This is a genomic window from Vibrio navarrensis, assembly GCF_015767675.1.
Classification (GTDB): domain Bacteria; phylum Pseudomonadota; class Gammaproteobacteria; order Enterobacterales; family Vibrionaceae; genus Vibrio.
In genome coordinates, this window is the sequence record NZ_CP065217.1 from 1942447 (window position 1) to 1962179 (window position 19733).

General features: G+C 42.0%; 21 protein-coding genes. All 21 read right to left on the reverse strand.

The features are described 5' to 3' along the window. Positions 1–49: 49 nt before the first annotated feature. Positions 50–622 carry a hypothetical protein gene (locus I3X05_RS09185; RefSeq protein WP_337970636.1) on the reverse strand — a complete coding sequence of 191 codons (573 nt, stop codon included), beginning with the start codon at positions 620–622 and terminating at the stop codon, positions 50–52. Positions 623–787: 165 nt separating this feature from the next. After that, positions 788–1168 carry a GFA family protein gene (locus I3X05_RS09190; protein WP_337970637.1) on the reverse strand — a complete coding sequence of 127 codons (381 nt, stop codon included), beginning with the start codon at positions 1166–1168 and terminating at the stop codon, positions 788–790. Positions 1169–1772: 604 nt separating this feature from the next. Then, positions 1773–2228: a GNAT family N-acetyltransferase gene (locus tag I3X05_RS09195; protein ID WP_337970638.1), complete on the reverse strand. Its 456-nt coding sequence runs from the start codon at positions 2226–2228 to the stop codon at positions 1773–1775. A 666-nt stretch (positions 2229–2894) separates the two neighbouring features. Next, positions 2895–3074: a DUF645 family protein gene (locus I3X05_RS09205; protein ID WP_002021999.1), complete on the reverse strand. Its 180-nt coding sequence runs from the start codon at positions 3072–3074 to the stop codon at positions 2895–2897. A gap of 1339 nt (positions 3075–4413) precedes the next feature. Then, positions 4414–4878, reverse strand: coding sequence for a GNAT family N-acetyltransferase (locus I3X05_RS09210; RefSeq protein ID WP_080608937.1), 465 nt, complete (start codon positions 4876–4878; stop codon positions 4414–4416). A 153-nt stretch (positions 4879–5031) separates the two neighbouring features. After that, positions 5032–5547 carry a ClbS/DfsB family four-helix bundle protein gene (locus I3X05_RS09215; protein WP_337970639.1) on the reverse strand — a complete coding sequence of 172 codons (516 nt, stop codon included), beginning with the start codon at positions 5545–5547 and terminating at the stop codon, positions 5032–5034. Positions 5548–5696: 149 nt separating this feature from the next. After that, positions 5697–6218, reverse strand: coding sequence for a GNAT family N-acetyltransferase (locus I3X05_RS09220; RefSeq protein WP_193158098.1), 522 nt, complete (start codon positions 6216–6218; stop codon positions 5697–5699). A 603-nt stretch (positions 6219–6821) separates the two neighbouring features. Next, the gene (locus tag I3X05_RS09225; protein WP_193158238.1) at positions 6822–7286 is read right to left on the reverse strand and encodes a hypothetical protein; all 465 of its coding nucleotides are present in this window, start codon (positions 7284–7286) and stop codon (positions 6822–6824) included. A 210-nt stretch (positions 7287–7496) separates the two neighbouring features. Then, entirely contained in the window at positions 7497–7916 is a 420-nt protein-coding gene (locus I3X05_RS09230; protein ID WP_193158307.1) for a GNAT family N-acetyltransferase, read from the reverse strand. A 162-nt stretch (positions 7917–8078) separates the two neighbouring features. After that, positions 8079–8483 carry a DUF1801 domain-containing protein gene (locus I3X05_RS09235; protein WP_337970640.1) on the reverse strand — a complete coding sequence of 135 codons (405 nt, stop codon included), beginning with the start codon at positions 8481–8483 and terminating at the stop codon, positions 8079–8081. Between the two features lie 226 nt (positions 8484–8709). Beyond that, complete coding sequence (locus I3X05_RS09240) at positions 8710–8946, reverse strand: hypothetical protein (RefSeq protein WP_000080934.1); 237 nt, start codon at positions 8944–8946, stop codon at positions 8710–8712. Positions 8947–9552: 606 nt separating this feature from the next. After that, a complete protein-coding gene (locus I3X05_RS09245) occupies positions 9553–10491 on the reverse strand; it encodes an STM4504/CBY_0614 family protein (RefSeq protein ID WP_193188395.1) in 939 nt (312 codons plus the stop codon). A gap of 192 nt (positions 10492–10683) precedes the next feature. Then, a protein-coding gene (locus I3X05_RS09250; RefSeq protein WP_337970625.1) for an IS3-like element ISVpa4 family transposase occupies positions 10684–11807 on the reverse strand; the annotation gives its coding sequence in 2 pieces (ribosomal slippage) (positions 10684–11555 and positions 11555–11807; 1125 coding nt in all). Further along, positions 11800–12666: an ISL3 family transposase gene (locus tag I3X05_RS09255; RefSeq protein WP_337971179.1), complete on the reverse strand. Its 867-nt coding sequence runs from the start codon at positions 12664–12666 to the stop codon at positions 11800–11802. The genes I3X05_RS09250 and I3X05_RS09255 overlap by 8 nt, the downstream gene beginning before the upstream one ends. A gap of 506 nt (positions 12667–13172) precedes the next feature. Then, positions 13173–13685: a GNAT family N-acetyltransferase gene (locus I3X05_RS09260; protein WP_337970641.1), complete on the reverse strand. Its 513-nt coding sequence runs from the start codon at positions 13683–13685 to the stop codon at positions 13173–13175. Further along, positions 13636–14130, reverse strand: coding sequence for a hypothetical protein (locus I3X05_RS09265; protein ID WP_337970642.1), 495 nt, complete (start codon positions 14128–14130; stop codon positions 13636–13638). Before I3X05_RS09265 ends, I3X05_RS09260 begins: the two co-directional genes overlap by 50 nt. Before the next feature lie 191 nt (positions 14131–14321). Continuing rightward, entirely contained in the window at positions 14322–14567 is a 246-nt protein-coding gene (locus tag I3X05_RS09275; RefSeq protein ID WP_337970643.1) for a hypothetical protein, read from the reverse strand. A gap of 1595 nt (positions 14568–16162) precedes the next feature. Further along, the gene (locus I3X05_RS09280) at positions 16163–16549 is read right to left on the reverse strand and encodes an ASCH domain-containing protein (protein ID WP_193158099.1); all 387 of its coding nucleotides are present in this window, start codon (positions 16547–16549) and stop codon (positions 16163–16165) included. Between the two features lie 143 nt (positions 16550–16692). After that, complete coding sequence (locus tag I3X05_RS09285; protein ID WP_193158239.1) at positions 16693–17208, reverse strand: lipocalin family protein; 516 nt, start codon at positions 17206–17208, stop codon at positions 16693–16695. Positions 17209–18344: 1136 nt separating this feature from the next. Beyond that, the gene (locus I3X05_RS09290) at positions 18345–18686 is read right to left on the reverse strand and encodes an SH3 domain-containing protein (protein WP_029190007.1); all 342 of its coding nucleotides are present in this window, start codon (positions 18684–18686) and stop codon (positions 18345–18347) included. Positions 18687–18826: 140 nt separating this feature from the next. Further along, positions 18827–19501 (reverse strand): hypothetical protein, encoded by a 675-nt coding sequence (locus I3X05_RS09300; protein ID WP_337970644.1) that lies wholly within the window; start codon positions 19499–19501, stop codon positions 18827–18829. Positions 19502–19733: the final 232 nt, after the last annotated feature.

The following is a 19733-nucleotide window of genomic DNA, read 5'->3' on the forward strand; positions in this document are numbered from 1 at the left end:
AACGCATGGTGAAAATGCCACGCGTTGCGAATCCGTCTTGAAGCGTTTGTTAGGCTCCGAACTCATTGGTAAACGCGTTCATGTAGTTTCTATAGAAGTTCAAAGCTGTATCTGCTGCCTCTATTGGAGACATTGGACCTGGAGCTTGATTTCCCCACGGAGGTGAATATGTTTGCCCACGGTCTACCACATCAACCAATTCAAACTTCATGTCCATTTGTATAGAAGGTTTACCTGATGGATTGATAGGTACAAATACATCTGGTTTACCCATGCCTCTACTTACTATCCCCATTGGAACAAATGAATAATGGCTTAAGTAGCCACTAACCTCTTGTACGCTATGTTCGTCACTATTTCTGGCATGCAATATATAACTCAAAAGCCTGTCATGCTTTTTTTGTAACTTATATGGTTTTTGAAACTGACTAAACCTACCTTGATTGACAGCAACTCCGGCTCTTTCTATTTTCTTCCACACCTTTTCGATTGAGACTAGAAAGCCACGCCACTCGATATCCATATCCTCAAAAGAGTCACATTCTTTCATCTTCTTTAAGTGCCTTTCCGCAGCACTAAACTCTCTTTTTGCCACAGAAAAAGCAGCACTATTTTTACTCATATTCACCTTTAATCTAAAAACACCTGCTTAGGAGCCTAACGCCCGGTTAAGGGGCAGCCAACGCCACAACCAAGCTTCCGCATAACACCGTAACCACAAAAACCAACGCACAATAAAAATGCCGCGCGTTGGCTGTCCCTCTTGAACCGTTTGTTATGTACGTGCTTAAAGAGATGCTCCGTCTATTTTAACCACTGGAATTTCACTTAAATTCAGGTCATTGATACAGCGGGCATTCACAGCCCAACCAGTAAACTCAACTTTACCAGCTGCTTTTTCAGCTTCGGTTAGCTTGCTTGGTTTACGAAACGGTAGGATGCCACATTTAGGACAAAAGTAATCTTCCGCGGTCCTACTTCCCCATTGATATAAACTTACGTCCGTCAGTTGGGTAAGCACTGTTAAATTCTCTTTAGGCACTCGAAAGTTTAGCGCGCCTCTCCGAATACAGATTGAGCAATTGCATTCACGAAGATGGTCAATATCAGCTAAAACCTCAAATTTTATCAGCCCACAATGACATGAGCCGAAATACATTTTTGGCATTTTGCCTCCAAAGTACATAACGCCGCGTTAAGGGGCGCAGGCACGAAATACAAAAGCTACCGCACAGTGCCGTAACCACTAAACCCAACGCAAACTGAAAATGCCACGCGTGACAAGTCCCTCTTGAACGTTTTGTTATGCTTAAGCTTCAATGACTTACGTTTTACCCAAACCAAGATTAACTCGACTTTGATTCACAAACAAAAACCAAAACGTAGAAAACCGAAATGACTCATGATTTTGAAAATCAGACATTGAACTTTGGCTGCTAAAACTTAAAACCTAAGATAAAATTTCTGATTGAACCAACCGTCCTAACCTCGTGCTTACCCGAAAATTGATTGAGGCAACGCTCTGAATTTCCAGTGCCAAAGAACAAGTGTCCGGAAAATAGCGCCCACTGAAGCCAACTTGCCGACAAACTCAAAACCAACCAGCCGAGGGAACAAAGAAAAACCATAAACCACTGATTTTGGGTGATTAAGCATAACGCCCGCTTAAGGGGCAGACAACGCTACTACTAACCGTCCGCATAACACCGTAATCACAAAAAACAACGCATAGTAAAAATGCCGCGCGTTGGCTGTCCCTCTTGAAGCGTTTGTTATGCCGTTACTTTTTGTTTTAACTGAACTTCTACCGCTTTTGAACCGTCGGAAAGTATGAAAAAGTCTGAATCAAAACGTTGAACCACATTAAAGCCTAGTGCCTTAAAAACAGCGACATTACCTGTTTGCTCAACACACCAAACCGAGACTGAGTCAATAGGCTTAAACTGTGTAACAACAAAATCGACGAGCTTTCTCGCTACACCTTTTTGGCGAAAACTTGGTGCGACTGCTAACGAGCTAAGTTGTAACTCTGAGTCAACCTGTTTAGCTTCAACTACTCCGACTAAAACCTCATCAACATGGAAACCAAAGCAACTCCACTCACTTTTAGCACTGTTTTTATTGCTAACTGCGAGCTCAGTTGGCCTGTAAACTTGACGAAGTTCGTCGAAGCAACGCTCTGACAGTTCAACCACTGATTTTTCATTTGCATCAAGCTGCTTTATCATCAATTTCACCTTAGGCATAACGCCGCGTTAAGGGGTGAATGCCGCATAAACCAAACTTCCGCAGACCACTTTCACAACCAAAACTCACCGCATACCAAAAATGCCACGCGGCATGAATCCCTCTTGAACGCCTTGTTATGCTTAAGCTTCAATGGTTTACGTTTTACTAGAACCAAGATTAACTCGACTTTGATTTACAAACAAAAGCCAAAACGTAGAAAACCGAAATGACTCATAGTTTTGAAAATTGGACTTTGAAATTTGGCCGCTAAAACTCAAAAACCTGAGATCAAATTGCTGATTGAGACAACCGCCCTAACCTCGCGCTTGCCCGAAAATTGACTGAGGCAACACTCTGAATTTCCAGCGCCAAAGAACAAGCGTCCGGAAAACCGCGCCCAATGGAGCCAACTTGCCGACAAACACAAAACTGAAAAGCCAAAGGACCAAAGAAGAACCATAACCCACTGATTTTGCGTGATTAAGCATAACGCCCGCCTAAGGGGCTGACAACGCATAACAACCAAACTCAAACACAACAACTGCAACCACCACGGCTCATTGGGACTGGAAACGCCACGCGTTGACAGTCCCTCTTGAGGCGTTTGTTAGTTTCGTAGCCTATTGTTTAGCAATGACTTTTAACACTTTTGCTTGAAAGTCATTTTACGCAAATGCATCGAACAAGCACACGTCCAACGCCAAAAGCTGTGAAGTTGACTGCCAAAACTCAAAACAATAAAGGTTAAGTTGGCCACGGTTAAGGGTCCGCGACAAAGAAAGCAAGATCACAGCGATGATGCTGCCTTTTGTGAAACCAAACTTTCCGAGTAGAACATCTAACAACGTTGGAGCATCGAGGTTTTTGGGCTTTCAGCGACTTTGAAACTACTGAACTTTCAACGCATTCTACCAAATCAGCATCAAGCCAAACTTAAAAGTCCAGTTGTGCAGTTTGAACGCCAAAAGCTGAATTTTCAGAACCTTGGGCGTAAATTTTTGATGATCTTTCCTGAGAGAAACTAACGCCCGGCTAAGGGGTTGGCAACGTACCGCCGAACTTAAAAAATACACTGTAAACACTGAACCGCAATTTTGCACTAAAGTCGCCACGCGTTGGCAATCCCTCTTGAGCCGTTTGTTATGCAAATTCAATGAGATAAACCGAATTTACACGACCAAAAGCCACAATTGCAATGGTTGAGTGATTCAAGAATCAACCCAAGCAAGAACTGTGATAAATGAGCCGCCAAAACAAAGTCCACCTTTCAGCACCAAACCAAGCTTTTGTGTCAGGAAAACTCAACGAGCGAAAACTTCAGCAAGTACAAAATGCTCGATAACCTTGTCCTTTCCACACTTTGCGCCCGCTGAATTGGCAGCAAGCAAACGCTAAAAATGATTGAGGCAAACCAAGAATCTTGTCTGTTTTACGGTTTAAGTTAACCACGAATTTGAGGATAAAAAAGCTCATTTGCCGACAACACAAAATGAATAGCCGGAGAAATCCCAAAAGTTTGAGCCCCTAAATTTACCTGAGTTGCATAACGCCCGGCTAAGGGGTTGACAACGCACCGCCGAACTTAAAAAACACACTGTAAACACTGAATTTCAATTTTGCACTAAAGTCGCCAAGCGTTGGCAATCCCTCTTGAGCCGTTTGTTATGCAAATTCAATAAGATAAATTGACTTTACTCGATCAAAAGCCACAATTGCAATGGTTGAGTGATTCAAGAATCAACCCAAACCAGAGCCATGATAAATAAGCCGCCAAAACAAAGTTCACCCTTCAGCAACAAACCAAGCTTTTGGAACAGACAAGTTCAACGGGCGAAAAATTCAGCAAGTGCAAAACGCTCGATAAACTTGCCCTTTCCACACTTTGCGCACGCTGAATTGACAACAAACCAGCGCCAAAAACTCATTGAGGCAAACCAAGAATCTTGCCTGTTTTACGGCTTGAGTTCACCATGAATTTGAAGGTGAAAATGTTTATTTGCCGACAACACAAAACGAATGGCCGGAGAAATCCAAAAGATTGAACCCCTAAATTTACCTGAGTTGCATAACGCCCAATTAAGGGGTGAGCAACGCTACCACCCAACCTAACGCATTGTACCGTAAACACTAAAATTGAAGTAAAAGCGAAATGCCAAGCGTTGGGAATCCCTCTTAAATTGTTTGTTAGCTGAATTTTTCCATAACAAAGTTCTGCAGTTTTTGGCCCCGAACTTCTATCGCTTGCTCTTTCACAACCTTAAAACCAAATTTTTCGTAGAAAGGTCGAGCTGTAATACTAACCTCAGAACAATACTTGGCAATACCACGTGCTTTCCCGACTTTAAAAACGTGCTCCATAAGACAACGAGCAACACCTTTACCTTGGTAGTCATGATGACAAAAGAAATGATCGATTAAACCACTTTCTTGAAGGTCAGCATAACCAACAATGACACCCTCTATTTCTGCAATAAAAGGTGAAATAGCGTTAAGTTTATTCTTCCATATCTCGCGGTCAAAATTATCTGGTGCCCAAGCCTCAACTTGCTCTTGGGAATAGTCTCTTCGATTCACGTTACGAACCGTATGATAAAAAAGTTCCCACAACTCACTTGCGTCAGATTCTTCGTATTTTCTAATTTTGATCATGCTACTTGTACCAATATTCAGCTAACGCCCGGTTAAGGGGCTGACAACGCAAAACACTGGGCTCAAAATAACAACCGTAATCACAAATGCCAATTTGAACTAAAACCACCACGCGTTGGCAGTCCCTCTTTAACCGTTTGTTATGTGAATTGCTCACCGTAACTCATTGTTTTTATTAAATCGTCTAACTTTAGTACGCATATTTTTCATTGGTGATGATGTATTGAACTGGATCATTCGACCCAACGTCCACTTTTCATACCATGCCGTTTCATACAATTCTTCATTGTCTAAGCTTGAAACTAGATAGATAAGCTCGTTAATGGTTAAGTCCAACTCCTTGAGTAAGTCTTCGTATTTCCAGTCACTGTACTGATCGTGAAAACTGACTGCCAATAAACCAAGTTGATTCCATTTATAACCAGTATCAGGGAAATCTACTGGTAAACCTTGAGACTTCAAACTATGCCATTTCAAGACCAACTTCCCCCAACCTACAAGATAAGCTACAGTGTCACAAATGCTAATTTGTGTTCCTTTTACATTACCTTCAATTTCACACTTACGTGATAATGATTCTGGAACAATCCGATAATCGTCCACACGTTTGGGAAATATAGAGTTGATGGCAGCGAGTAACTCATCTTTTGATTGTGGAACTGATGACATAGTTTCCTCCATTCACATAACGCCCGCTTAAGGGGCAGCCAACGCTACTACTAACTTTCCGCATAACACCGTAACCACAAAAACCAACGCACAGTAAAAATGCCACGCGTTGGCTGTCCCTCTTGAAGCGTTTGTTAGCCCTGTGCTGATTAATACATGTAACCCAACCAATCTAAATGGCCTTTTATCCACTCCTTGCCACTTACTGACTTTATGAACAACTCATCAATATGCTCTACTGCTACACCGTAGTTTGTGTGCTCATGAAGCCTCAACCAAGAATGCACAGCCTCCACTTTGCTGTAACCATGCTTCAAATAGAACTCATCTAGCTCAGAAATAAGCATGATGAAATCAACTGCTTTCCCCTTTGCAAACAAAGACACTTCAGAAAGCATAAGTGACCCGATACCTTTACCTCGATATTGCTCGGCAACGCAAAAATCAATGATGCCTAAGATTTTGTAAACTTCATCACCGACTTTAACCGCACGATAATCTAACCCAAGGTAACCCACGAGCATGTCATCTTCGTATTGCAAAGCACGCATATGAGGTAGTTGCTTGTAATACGAGCGATTGGCTTTATGCTCGGGAAAGGACTGATTTCTCAGAGTCTCGATAGCTTTATGCTGTGCTTCCGTTACATTAATCTCATATACGATGTCCATTATATTCCTTATAAGGGCTAACGCCCTGCTAAGGGGTGAGCAATGCACTGCCAAAGCTACCGCACACCGCCTTAATCACAAAACTCACCGCATGCTGAAAATGCCACGCATTGCGAATCCCTCTTAAGCAGTTTGTTAGCTTAAATTTCAGCACCTTAGATTTGCCAAAACTGAGATTAACCCGATTTGGGAAACCAACAAACCACCTGAGATTTAAAACCCGAATTGACTCAAACTTTGTGGCCTTTCGTGCGATTTGAAAACTCGAAAATTTTGATAAATCATTTTCGGAAAACTCAAAGCGAAAGTAACACTTCCAAAGCGACTTTGTGCCAAGCTGGCTAACCTCGAACAGTCCCAAAACTCAATTGAGGCAACAGCTCAAAACTCACCTTGGCAAACAATACAGATTTGCCGAAAAACCAGAACGAATGGCCAAAGGAAGAAAGAAAAGACCACAACCAATTGATTTTAATTGTTTTAAGCTAACGCCCGGTTAAGGGGCAGACAACGCCACTACCAAGCTTGTGCATAACACCGTAACCACAAAAACCAACGCATAATAAAAATGCCACGCGTTGGCTGTCCCTCTTGAACCGTTTGTTATATGCCCGTTCTAAAAACCTTTTTTCTATACTCATCAACAGCAGATCGTATTGGCTCCCAGATTTTAATGTAACCGGATGATGTATCAAAAACTTTACCGTGATTTTTATCTGCTTTTGCTTTCATTTGAATAAAATTGGAAGTGAACCACTCTGGATTACCTAACTTCTTGCTTAGTTCTTGCTCTGTTACATGAGTATAACCAGACATAAAAAGTTCAAGAAATGCATTCAAGATTTGAGCATTATACTGATTCTGCCTCTCCGGCTTTGACCACATCCGTAATCGCCTAGAAACCTTATTTATCTCATCAACATCACTAACCTCGGTAGTCATATTCGAGCTCATCTCTTCAACCAAGACTAAGCACTTAATGACTTTAGAATGTATTTCCTTTTTATTCAGATCTCTAGCCAACATAAAAGCAATATCTTCAAGTTCAAATTTTAACTGTTCTAACATACAACCCTCGAAAGACTAAATTAGACTAATTAAGACTATTTTATAGTCTACGACATTGCAAATTGGCATATAACGCCGCGTTAAGGGGCAGCCAACGCAACTGCCAAGCTTCCGCATAACACCGTAACCACAAAAACCAACGCATAATAAAAATGCCACGCGTTGGCTGTCCCTCTTGAACGCTTTGTTATAAGCAAATAACACATTGATTTAATTGATTTTCAACTGTTCTGCGCGATATAGAACCCATGCACTATTAAGAGCTTCAAAACCAATTTTCGGATAATAACCTTGTGCTTTCGGTGCTGACAGTAAAACCAATTTACAGCTTGGGCTCAGCTCTTCTTTGGTCACTAAGATCAGATATTTACCTATACCATTGGATTGAACACTTTCATCAACAGCTAAATCAGACAGATAGCAGCAATAATGGAAATCTGTCACTGAACGAGCAACACCGACAAGTTGATCGTTCAGCCATGCGGTCACAATTAAATTAGAGTTATCGAGCATACCCTGAATGGTTAGCTCATTACCCAAAGGACGCCGCTCACCCAATGATGTTTTCTTCAGTAAAGTCACGAATTGTTCAACTGAGATTGGATGGTTTACTTTGTACTCGATTTCCATTTTTCATCCTCTGGGGCTGAATTTGCTTATAACGCCGCGTTAAGTGGTGAGCAACGCATGCCACCTTACTTAAACCATTGTGCCGTAAACACTTAAGCTGAATCAAACCGAAAATGCCGAGCGTTGGGAATCCGCCTTAAACGCTTTGTTATGTGAATTTTTTCACGCGCCCAAAAGAGGCAAATTTTTACGCTGTTGATAGGTTAAAGCTAACTCTAAACAGGACTTGATTGTTGTTTCTGGTAACGCTTTCGATAAGGACAGAACTATTGCTCTGTTTCCCTGAAACACCAGTTCTTCACCATACAATTCTCGAAATGTATCGACTAACTTAGTTTGGCAATTAAAGAACAGGTAATAATTGTTAGGAGATTTCAGCTTCCAGTCCATTCTTAACGGGCTGCCTGTTTTTACACTATAGCTAGGTTCACCCCACTTTAGAGTTTCATCGACTTCACCCAGCTCCAAATCAGATGCGATTTGAAAGACTAGATTTCGTAGTTCCTCTAGCCTAATACGAGCCTTTTCCGGATATTCGTCGAAGCGTTCTTTGACTACCTTGTTCACTGGAACCTCCTATTCACATAACGCCCGGTTAAGGGGCAACCAACGCCACTACCAAGCTTCCGCATAACACCATAATCACCAAAACCAATGCATAGTAAAAATGCCACGCGTTGGTTGTCCCTCTTGAACCGTTTGTTAGCATTCTTGCCCACGTCACTTAATGACTAAAATACCTAAGCATATGAATTGTATTATATTTAAATCAGTCACATAAAAACTGCTGCTATCAATCTTCTATTTCTTTGTGGCCACATACTTCACATACACGATGGCGAGAAAAATCATCCATTGCGGCGACAAAGGCTCCAAGGAACCAACCTTTAATTGCACCATGCCAAAATTCTTTCAACTTACTATTCGGTTGGTCTTTAAATGGACTTTCCTTTCTAACCAATACAACCACATGATTTGTATCTGCATGACATTGTGAACAATGGCAGACCTCTGAAACTAGCTGTGACATGTATTTCTCCATTGAATGCTAACGCCCTGCTAAGGGGTGAGCAATGCACTACAAAAGCTGCCGCACACCAACTTAATCACAAAACTCACCGCATGCTGAAAATGCCACGCATTGCGAATCCCTCTTAAGCAGTTTGTTAGCTTAAATTTCAACACCTTAGATTTGCCAAAACTGAGATTAACTCGATTTAGGAAACCGACAAACCGCTTGAGTTTGAAAAACCGAATTGACTCAAACTTTGTGGCCATTCATTTGCTTTGAAAGCCAATAAATTTTGAAAACTCGTTTTCGCAAAACTCAAAGCGAAAGCGACACTTCCAAAGCGACTTTGCGCCAAACTGGCTAACCTCGGTTAAGCCCAAAAACTCAATTGAGGCAACGGCTCAAAACTCACATTGGCAAACAATGCTGATTTGCCGAGAAACCTGAACGAATTGCCAAGGGAAGAAAGAAAAAACCACAACCAATTGATTTTATGTGTTTTAAGCTAACGCCGCGTTAAGGGGCGCAGGCACGCACTACAAAAGTGACCGCATAACACCTTAACCACTAAACCCAACGCAAACTGAAAATGCCACGCGTGCCAAGTCCCTCTTTAACGCTTTGTTATGCGATTTTTGATTCAGCAGTAGTCAAGAAAACCAAAGTTGAAGCGGTCATGTGAAGCATGTAAGCAACTAAATAATCCGGTATCTCGATCGTATTGCTGCCTTGTCCATGCCCACTGAGCTTATTTCTGCCTGTAGGAACACTACTTTCAAGCAAACTTCTCAATGAGGTCATTTGCTGTTGCCAAAATGTTGGCACTAGACCTCTTTCAAAACAGATTTGGATTAACGACTTAGCTGTCGCATTTTGCTGGTAGAACCAACCATGCTTATCACAAATTGATTTCATAGTGCTTTCAAAAGCCTTTAAGCAATCATTTAGTGATTCCTTGTGCCGACCATGACGATAGTGTTCATAAGCAAAAAGAAATTCTTCTTGCGCTCCTTCATAATGACTTTGATTCAGTAAAAGAAGAGCTGGTTTAACGGCCTCAGTGTGAAGTAATTCGGAGTCTACTCGGATAATTTCACTGTTTGTAAATTGAAAGCCAATCCCATGCTCTTTGAAGCGCGCATTTAGTTCATCAATAGCACTATCGGCTATCTTAGATGCATCATTCTTAGCCAAGTATTCAAAGTCACGTGTAACTGTGTCAATTAACTTGAAAGTTATCTCAACGACATCCAATTGCTTCTCTACATCATGCTCCTCGAGAAAATAATTAGTTAATTCAGTTATATATACGCGCTCCCTATCAATTTTACTACTTGACAGTTCAAATCGCCCATACTCCCGACACAAGGTTTCTACGATAAATTTGTAAACCATTTGGACATCTTCAACGCTGAAATACTGAAGAATGTCACCTAATGAGTCATTCCAAATGTGAATTATTTGGACTCGTAGCGGTTCTGGCAATGAGTCATAAACATATACATCAGGTATATCGCCTCTAAGTTTTTTCTGCTTTTTTGAAAACAATTCAAATATTGCCATTTTAGAATTCCTTACTTGAGTGATATCTCAAATCGCATAACGCCAAATTAAGCTGCTACCAACGCACAATGTCACTTTCAGCAATGCACCATAATCACAAAACCACTTTAGAGCAGATTCAGCCGCGCGTTGGTAGAAGTGGGACCCCAATGGTTGGACGCATAAGCTCATTTCTTAAGTGGTTGACCCAGCTCATGCTGCGTATCTTTGCCTACCGAAGTAGGCCTCATCAGGAGTGAGGTTATTGAGTCCTTGATGGTTACGCTCTTCATTATAAAACACCATGTAGTTGCCGATTTCAAGCTCGGCTTCACGGGGCGTGGTATAAGCCTTTAAGTAAACCTCCTCATATTTCAGGCTTCGCCATAATCGCTCAATGAAAACATTGTCAACCCAGCGGCCTTTCCCGTCCATGCTTATACGTATGTCATGTTCAATTAACTTCTGTGTGAACTCTGTGCTGGTAAACTGGCTGCCTTGATCTGAGTTAAAGATATCAGGTGGCCCATAATGCTTCAGCGCTTCCTCAAGCGCTTCGATACAAAAACTCGTGTCCATGGTGTTGGATAGTCGCCAAGCCAGCACTTTGCGGCTATACCAGTCGATAATAGCAACGAGGTACAGGAACCCCTTCGCCATTGGGATGTACGTGATATCAATCGCCCAAGCTTGGTTTGGGTAAGTGACTTCGATATCACGCAACAGGTAGGGATACACCTTGTGTGCTTTGTTCGCCAGCGTCGTTTTGGGCTTGGGGTAAATCGCCCCAATCCCCATATCGCGCATGAGTCGAACAACACGCTTACGATTAACGCTATGACCCTTCTTAGCCAGCTCAGTTCGAATGCGCCGACTGCCCATAAACGGATACTGAAGATGAATTTCGTCAATCATACGGCGCAACGCAATCTCCTCAGCAGAGAGTCCTATGGGTTGATAGTAAGCGGTAGAGCGAGCAATATTGAGCAGCTCACACTGGCGCTTTATCGGCAATGGGGTGGATTTAACCAGCGAACTCTTTCGCTGGGCTCGGTCTAACGACCGAGCACTTTGGCCAAAAAATCATTTTCCATGGTCAATTGACCGATCTTGGCGTGAAGTTTGTCCACTTCTTCGGAATTCTCTTTTCCTGTGTGATTTTCGGTGGCAAAAATCATGGCTGCGTTTTCAAGCAGCTCCTTTTTCCATGTCGAGATTTGGTTAGCGTGCAGGTTGTATTTCTGAGCTAACTCAGCGACGGTTTTATCGCCTTTAGCGGCATCGAGTGCCACCTTAGCTTTAAACTCAGGAGAGTGGTTTCTACGTTTTCTAGTCATAATCTGTCCCTGTATTGTTGGGTACTATCAAAACAGATCGACCACTTAAAGTCATGTCCGAAAATCGGGGGCCACTTCTCTCTATCTTTGATGGCTGCGACCACAGCATTCTTAACTTCTCTTTTAAATAATAAACCACCGCTAAGGGCTGATTGGCTGCGAGTGCTCGCTCCAATCTCGCTTGGCCTTGCTCATCTAACCTATCGGGATTACTTACCAATAACCAACGAGTATTCTTAAGGTATTGAGCGTCATTTTTGTTACTCATCGAATTTTGTAGTTCACGCCTGAACTCTGTCAGCTTTTCATTAAAACGCTTCACCACGTGGAAACGGTCAATGACCAACTTCGCCTTCGGGGCGTGCTGTTTTACCGAAGAGATGTATGCCTGTCCCATATCGGTGGCGACGGCTTCAATCGGCTTTTTACAACGCAGCTTCCGTTTCCAAAAACCGTCAAGGCTTTCGGCCTTCTTTCCTTTCTCTGTATAAATGACGGCACTTGTCTTCATATCAATCACAACCGTCATGAAGCCACTTTTTGAGCCACAGTAAATCTCATCAATTCCAATGTGAGTGACGTTTTTAAGACAAGGTTGAGAGTATCGCTTTTGCAGGTAATGCTTCTGAATATCTTTCACTGTATCCCAACAGACACCACATAGCTTGGCAATGGCATTGATGGTGACGTTCAATGCTGACAGCGAGAGAACATACTGTTCAAAGCCCTTTGTGTAACGCACTTTGGGACGAGGAACAAAGTTAAGCGGCAAATACCCGAGTGTATTACAAGCTCGGCATTCAATCCGCTGGTTTGCTATCTGGATGTAACAGGGGCTAGTGCCGATTGGCGTAGCGATGAAACGGCGAACCTTACCTCCTTTTTTTTATGACATCACGACTACGACATGATGGACATTTAATATGAGGATTGTGTGCTACGTGAAAGATGGTCGCGTCACCATCAAACTCTGTAGAGCAATAATGGAAAGGGCCGCGTATTCCAAAGCGATGGTAAAGAAGTGAAGTTGACATTAACTGGCTATTTTTGGCGATATGGTATCAGAAAAGCCATTCAGGTATCGATTTTCCGGATGAACCGAGAAACCGTTAAAGAAACATGATGATTGGGGCAGACCAAGCTGATTTGCTGACATCCGTAAACGAATGGTTGGAGATATCCCCAAATCTTTTCCCCAACAATTATGCTTTTCTCTTCGTAAACCTAACGCCCGCTTAAGGGGCAGCCAACGCTACTACCAACTTACCGCATAACACCGTAATCACAAAAACCAACGCATAATAAAAATGCCGCGCGTTGGCTGTCCCTCTTGAAGCGTTTGTTATGTGAATTTTTCCAGCGCGCTCAATACACACAACCATTAAATTCAATGACTTGGTCGCTTAAAGCATGACTGCCATTGTAAGACTTAACCATACCTCCACGGTAGACAAACTGATTCCAATTTTTCCGCTCCACGTCGAAGTAATGGATAGGCAAAACTAACTCCGAATACCCTGAGCTTCGATAAACATCTGGGTCATAAGCGAAGAGAAAAGAATGAGTTACGCCAAAAGACACTAAGCATCGATCGAGTTCTTTCACGATGACTTTAGCCAAGCCCAAACCACGCTTACTTGGTGTAATGGCAATACCACCAATTATGCCCCCTTTGAAGCTTATTGAGCCCTGCTTCATTAAACGACTATAAGCAAAACCAGTAGCGATAATCTGATTATCGTCTTCAATAAGAATTGCACAGACGAACTCACGATTGAAAATGAACATGGAATCTTGGCCAAAAACGGAGTTTAGATGAGCATTAAGTTCAGCTTCGTAAGCCCCAATCTGACCACTTTTGACAACTGATATTTTCAAGGTTGACTCCATTCACATAACGCCAAATTAAGCTGCTACCAACGCACAATGCCACTTTAAGCAATGCACCGTAATCACTAAACCATTTTAGAGCAGATTCAGCCACGCGTTGGTAGTCAGGCTTGAATTTTTTGTTAGGTGTTACTGTTTCGCATTCATTAACTTGGCAAAGAACGACTAATTTAACGCATTGTGATGAACAAAACCCAAACCTTTCACTCAATTTGGCAGCCAAATGCGAGTAACTTAAAACAAGTATTCTGCTGATTTGATTGAGAAAACCAAAGCACCTTTGCGCCAGTGGAACATTCAACCAACCTACGCCATTTTCCAATGAAGCAACCCACGAATTTTGGCATGAGAAACCGTTAAAGAAACGTGATGATTTGGGTAGACCAAGCCGATTTGCTGAAAGCCGTAAACGAATGGCCAGAGAAATCCCCAAATCTTTTTCCCAAAAATTATGCTTTTCTCTTCGTAAACCTAACGCCGCGTTAAGGGGTGAATGCCGCATAAACCAAGTTTCAGCAGACCACTTTCACCACCAAAATTCACCGCATACCAAAAATGCCACGCGGCATGAATCCCTCTTAAACGCCTTGTTATGTGTGCCTTTCGAGAGAGCGTACTAGCAGCTCAACCTGCCCCTTCCAATCCTACTGATTTATTAAGAAAAGACTCACTGCTCAAAGCCTTCAATTGCTCAATGGTCATCAAAACTTGAATTTTAATCCTTGATTGATCTTCAGTTAACTTTTCATGAGAAGTAAGTTTAACAATATCTTTTTCTAGTTGTTCTAATTTGAAATTTTTAACAGGCTCGTTAAACGCAAGAGAACTTTCACTTGAGATATACCTAGCCTTTAATACTATCTGATTCATGATTACTCACTTTTAACAAACACATAACGCCCGGCTAAGGGGTTGACGACGCACCGCCGAACTCAAAAAACACACCGTAAACACTGAACTGCAATTTTGCACTAAAGTCGCCACGCGTTGGCAATCCCTCTTGAGCCGTTTGTTATGCAAATTCAATAAGATAAACTGACTTTACTCGACCAAAAGCCACAATTGCAATGGTTGAGTGATTCAAGAATCAACCCAAGCAAGAACTGTGATAAATGAGCTGCCAAAACAAAGCCCACCTTTCAACAACAAACCAAGCTTTTGAATCAGGAAAACTCAACGAGCGAAAACTTCAGCAACTAAAAAATGCTCGATAAACTTGCCATTTCCACACTTTGCGCACGCTGAATTGACAACAAAACAGCACCAAAACTCATTGAGGCAAACAAAGAACCTTGTCTGTTTTACGGCTTGAGTGAACCAAGAATTTTAGGATAAAAATGCTCATTTGCCGACAATACAAAACGAATGGCCAGAGAAATCCCAAAAGATTGAACTTCTAAATTTACCTGAGTTGCATAACGCCCGGCTAAGGGGTTGACAACGCACCACCGGACTCAAAAAACACACTGTAAACACTGAAATTCAATTTTGCACCAAAGCCGCCACGCGTTGGCAATCCCTCTTGAGCCGTTTGTTAGGCCAACAGATTGACACCGAGACTTTCAAAACCAAAGGACGAGCTTTTTTGCAAACTTGAAACAAACTAACCGACTCATTTATAAACCAAAATGCTAAATCAGCAAAGAAACAAAAAAACTCAAATTGAGCGATTTGGAAGAAAAGTGACGAGCGTAGCATGCTCGGCGGACGTTTGGATGCTGAAGGTTATTTTGCCGCTAAACTCACAACGAAAAGCAACCCAACGCGATCAAGAAACAACAAATACGTGATGATTATTTATTGCTTAACTTAAGCCAGAAAACATGGAATTTACCGTTCAATTCAAACTCGATTTAGCTGATAAAAACTCACTTTGCCTAACGCCCTGCTAAGGGGTGAGCAATGCACTACAAAAGCTACCGCACACCGTCTTAATCACAAAACTCACCGCATGCTGAAAATGCCACGCATTGCGAATCCCACTTAAGCAGTTTGTTAGCTTAAATTTCAGCACCTTAGATTTACCAAACCCGAGACTAACCCAGTTTGGAAAAACGACAAACCACCTGAGTTTTAAAACCCGAAATGACTCAAACTTTGTGGCCGTTCATTTGCTTTAAAAACCAGTAAATTTTGAAAACACGTTTTCGCAAAACTCAAAGCGAAGGCTAAACCTTCCAAAGCGACTTTGCGCCAAACTGGCTAACCTCGCACAATCCCAAAACTCAATTGAGGCAACAGCTCAAAAATCGCGTTGGCAAAAAATGCCGATTTGCCGATAAACCAGAACGAATTGCCAATGGAAGAAAGAAGAGACCACAACCAATTGATTTTAATTGCTTTAAGCTAACGCCGCGTTAAGGGGCGCAGGCACGCAATACAAAAGTAACCGCATGACAACGTAACCACTAAACCCAACGCAAATTGAAAATGCCACGCGTGCCAAGTCCCTCTTTAACGCTTTGTTATGTTCGTAGTTCAAGTTTGACTTTGGTGGCTTCTGAATCTGTTAAATCGTAGAACTTTCGTTTTGCTATGGCCTTAACTGGGTTGTCTAGCTTTCTGATATTACTTAATTTCCATGCCAACCAGCCATTCTCAAACTCTGATTCATCACAGCCTGAATGCTCGCAATCCTCTTTTACCCACGGCTCACACGCGACAATATCAACAATAGCGACAACCCGCCCTGTCAAATCTTCATCACCTTCTGTCGTTAGCCGTCTGCGATTTTGGACCAGAGCAACATTGAGCATTGGTAACACTTCTGGACGCCAAGTTCTGATTTCTAACAACTTGGTTTGGTTCGCAATCATTGTTCCCCAAGGCTCAACTACAGATAGAGCTTTCACATTTTTCTCCAAAGAACATAACGCCCGCTTAAGGGGCAGACAACGCTACTACTAACTTTCCGCATAACACCGTAATCACAAAAACCAACGCATAGTAAAAATGCCGCGCGTTGGCTGTCCCTCTTGAAGCGTTTGTTAGGTATTTATTGCTGCTGAACGTAAATGAGCTGATTTGTATCAAAACCACGCTCTTTCGACATTTGAACGAACTTCTCCAGAATGTCTGGTTCGACTCTAGGCGTTCTTGAAAGTAACCACAGATATTCTGTATTCGGCCCTGACACGAAGGCATAACTGTAGTTTTCACGCTCTAACTCAAACACCACGTAAGAGCCATAAAACGGACCAAAAAATGAAACCTTCAGATAACCGTCTGTTGGACTATTTACAAAGTAAGCTTTGCCTTCAGCCTCTTTCCACTCACCTTTCTCTTCGGAATAACCACGATTAAGAACCGAAACGCCGCCATCATTTCGAACACGATATTCCGCAGTAACCTGACTTAAACTTCTTTCAAAGGAATGATCAAGTCGAGCCACCTCGTACCATTTACCTAAATAATTGTTCAGTTCAAAATCCGACACAGGCTTTACTGATTCGGGCATACCCAAGCAGCCGTTTAATAAAACAGTACAAATAATCAACAAGATTGATCTCATGATGCCTCCAAATACCTAACGCCAAATTAAGCTGCTACCAACGCACAATGCCACTTTCAGCAATGCACCGTAATCACTAAACCATTTTGGAACTAATTCAGCCACGCGTTGGTAGTCAGGCTTGAATTTTTTGTTAGGTGTTACTGTTTCGCATTCATTAACTTGGCAAAGAACCACTAATTTAACGCATTACGATAAACGAAACCCAAGCCTTTTACTCAATTTGGCAGCCAAATGCGAGTAACTTAAAACAAGTATTCTGCTGATTTGATTGAGAAAACCAAAGCGCCTTTGCGCCAGTGAAACTTTCAACGAACCGATGCAAAAATTGAATGAAGCAACCCACGAACATTGGCATGAGAAAAAGTGAAAGAAACGTGATGATTGGGACAGACCAAGCTGATTTGCTGACATCCGAAAACGAATGGTTGGAGAAATCCCCAACTCTTTTTCCCAAAAATTATGCTTTTCTCTTCGTAAACCTAACGCCGCATTAAGTGGTGAGCGACGCTAAGCACCTATGCCTCGACAAACCACTTAAAACGCAAAAACTGAATTTACACTAAAACCGCCAAGCGTTGCGAATCCGTCTTAAATGCTTTGTTATGCAAATTCAATAAGATAAAACAGAAGTTACACCAAATTTGATTAAGAAAACAATCAAAATATTGGTTAAGTGAATCAAGAATCAACCAAAGCCTGAACCGTGATAAATAAGCCGCCAAAACAAAGTCCACCTTTCAACGACAAACCAAGCTTTTGAATGAGACAAAATCACGGAGCAAGACTTTCAGCAAATGCGAAATGATCGACTAACTTGCCATTTCCACACTTTGCACCCGCTAAACTGACAACGCCCAAACGCTAAAACTGATTGAGGCAAAACAAGAAACTTGCCTGTTTTACGGGTTGAGTTAACCAAGAATTTGAGGGTAAAAATGCTCATTTGCCGACAATACAAAACGAATGGCCGGAGAAATCCCAAAAGATTGAACCCCTAAATTTACCTGAGTTGCATAACGCCCAATTAAGGGGTGAGCAACGCTACCACCCAACCTAAGGCATTGTACCGTAGCCACTAAAGTTGAAGTAGAAGCAAAAATGCCAAGCGTTGGGAATCCCTCTTAAATTGTTTGTTATGTACGTTGTACCGAGCGCACTGGTACCCAACCAATTTCACCCGTTGACCTCGAAACTCGATACCACTCATTGAGTTCGAATAGCACTGACAGTTTTTCACCAATAACAGTATTGAGTTCAGCATTGTCATAATCTTTAAGCAAGATTCCTTCAGAGCCACCTTCAATCTTTTCGATATACTGAACTGGAGCCCAACCCTGCTCCCCTTCACTACTGGTTATAAAGATCCAGTTGGGAAACTCGTCGTCTATTGTGCCTAGAGCTACTTTATCGCCTTGTTTCAAATAAAACGGATTGGGATATTCTGAGACGTGCTTTTCAGTAGTAACTACTTCCATATTTTCTCCAAAGTACATAACGCTGCGTTAAGGGGTGAATGCCGCCTAAACCAAGTTTCCGCAGGCCACTTTCACCACCAAAAGTCACTGCAAACCAAAAATGCCACGCGGCATGAATCCCGCTTAAACGCCTTGTTAGGCTAAAGTTCTATGGGCGCGAACTCTTCTGTAATAGCTTTGCACATTTTGTTTACGACATCATCAGACACATCGTTTGAATCTCGGAGCCTATTGACGTGTTCATCCAAAGAAGCAAGAAACTCTGAGTTGGTCATAAGACAATTAAATTCGTTGATGTACTTTTCAAAACGCTCAAAAACTGATTTTTGAAACAATACTGTATATTCATCAACCATGTCTCCTTTTGCTTCATGGCCAGTGAAAGGATCAATTAACTTTGGTACATAAACAATGTTCCAAGGGGCTGTGAAAGCATATACGTTTTTGGTCCTGCCAAATACGTGCGATATTTGATAGTTTCTTAATGGCTGATATTGTTTACTTGTTGTTTTTGAAAAGCCCGTTAACTGTCTGATTAGTTTGGTCGGTTCGGCATTATTCGTTGAATCTTGCACCACATTATGATTTTGGAGCACTTCCGAATAAAGGTTTTGAAATAAATGCGTACCGCTGGCATTCCGACCGAACCCTCGGATGTATACAGTCTGATTTGTTTCGATGCGCTTTTTAAGATCAGTCCAGCACTGACTTGCTTGACTCTCTCCCGCATAAATTGTTTCGCTAATCCCAAATTCGAAAAAGTCATCCTTTGTCAGCCCCATACGATCTAAAAACGCTACATATGAATCACGCATGATTATCTCCTTTAGCCTAACGCCAAATTAAGCTGCTACCAACGCACAATGTCACTTTAAGCAATGCACCGTAATCACAAAACTATTTTGGAACCAATAAAGCCGCGCGTTGGTAGTCAGGCTTGAATTTTTTGTTAGGTGTTACTATTTCGCATTCATTAACTTGGCAAAGAACGACTAATTTAACGCATTACGATAAACGAAACCTAAACCTTTTACTCAATTTGGCAGC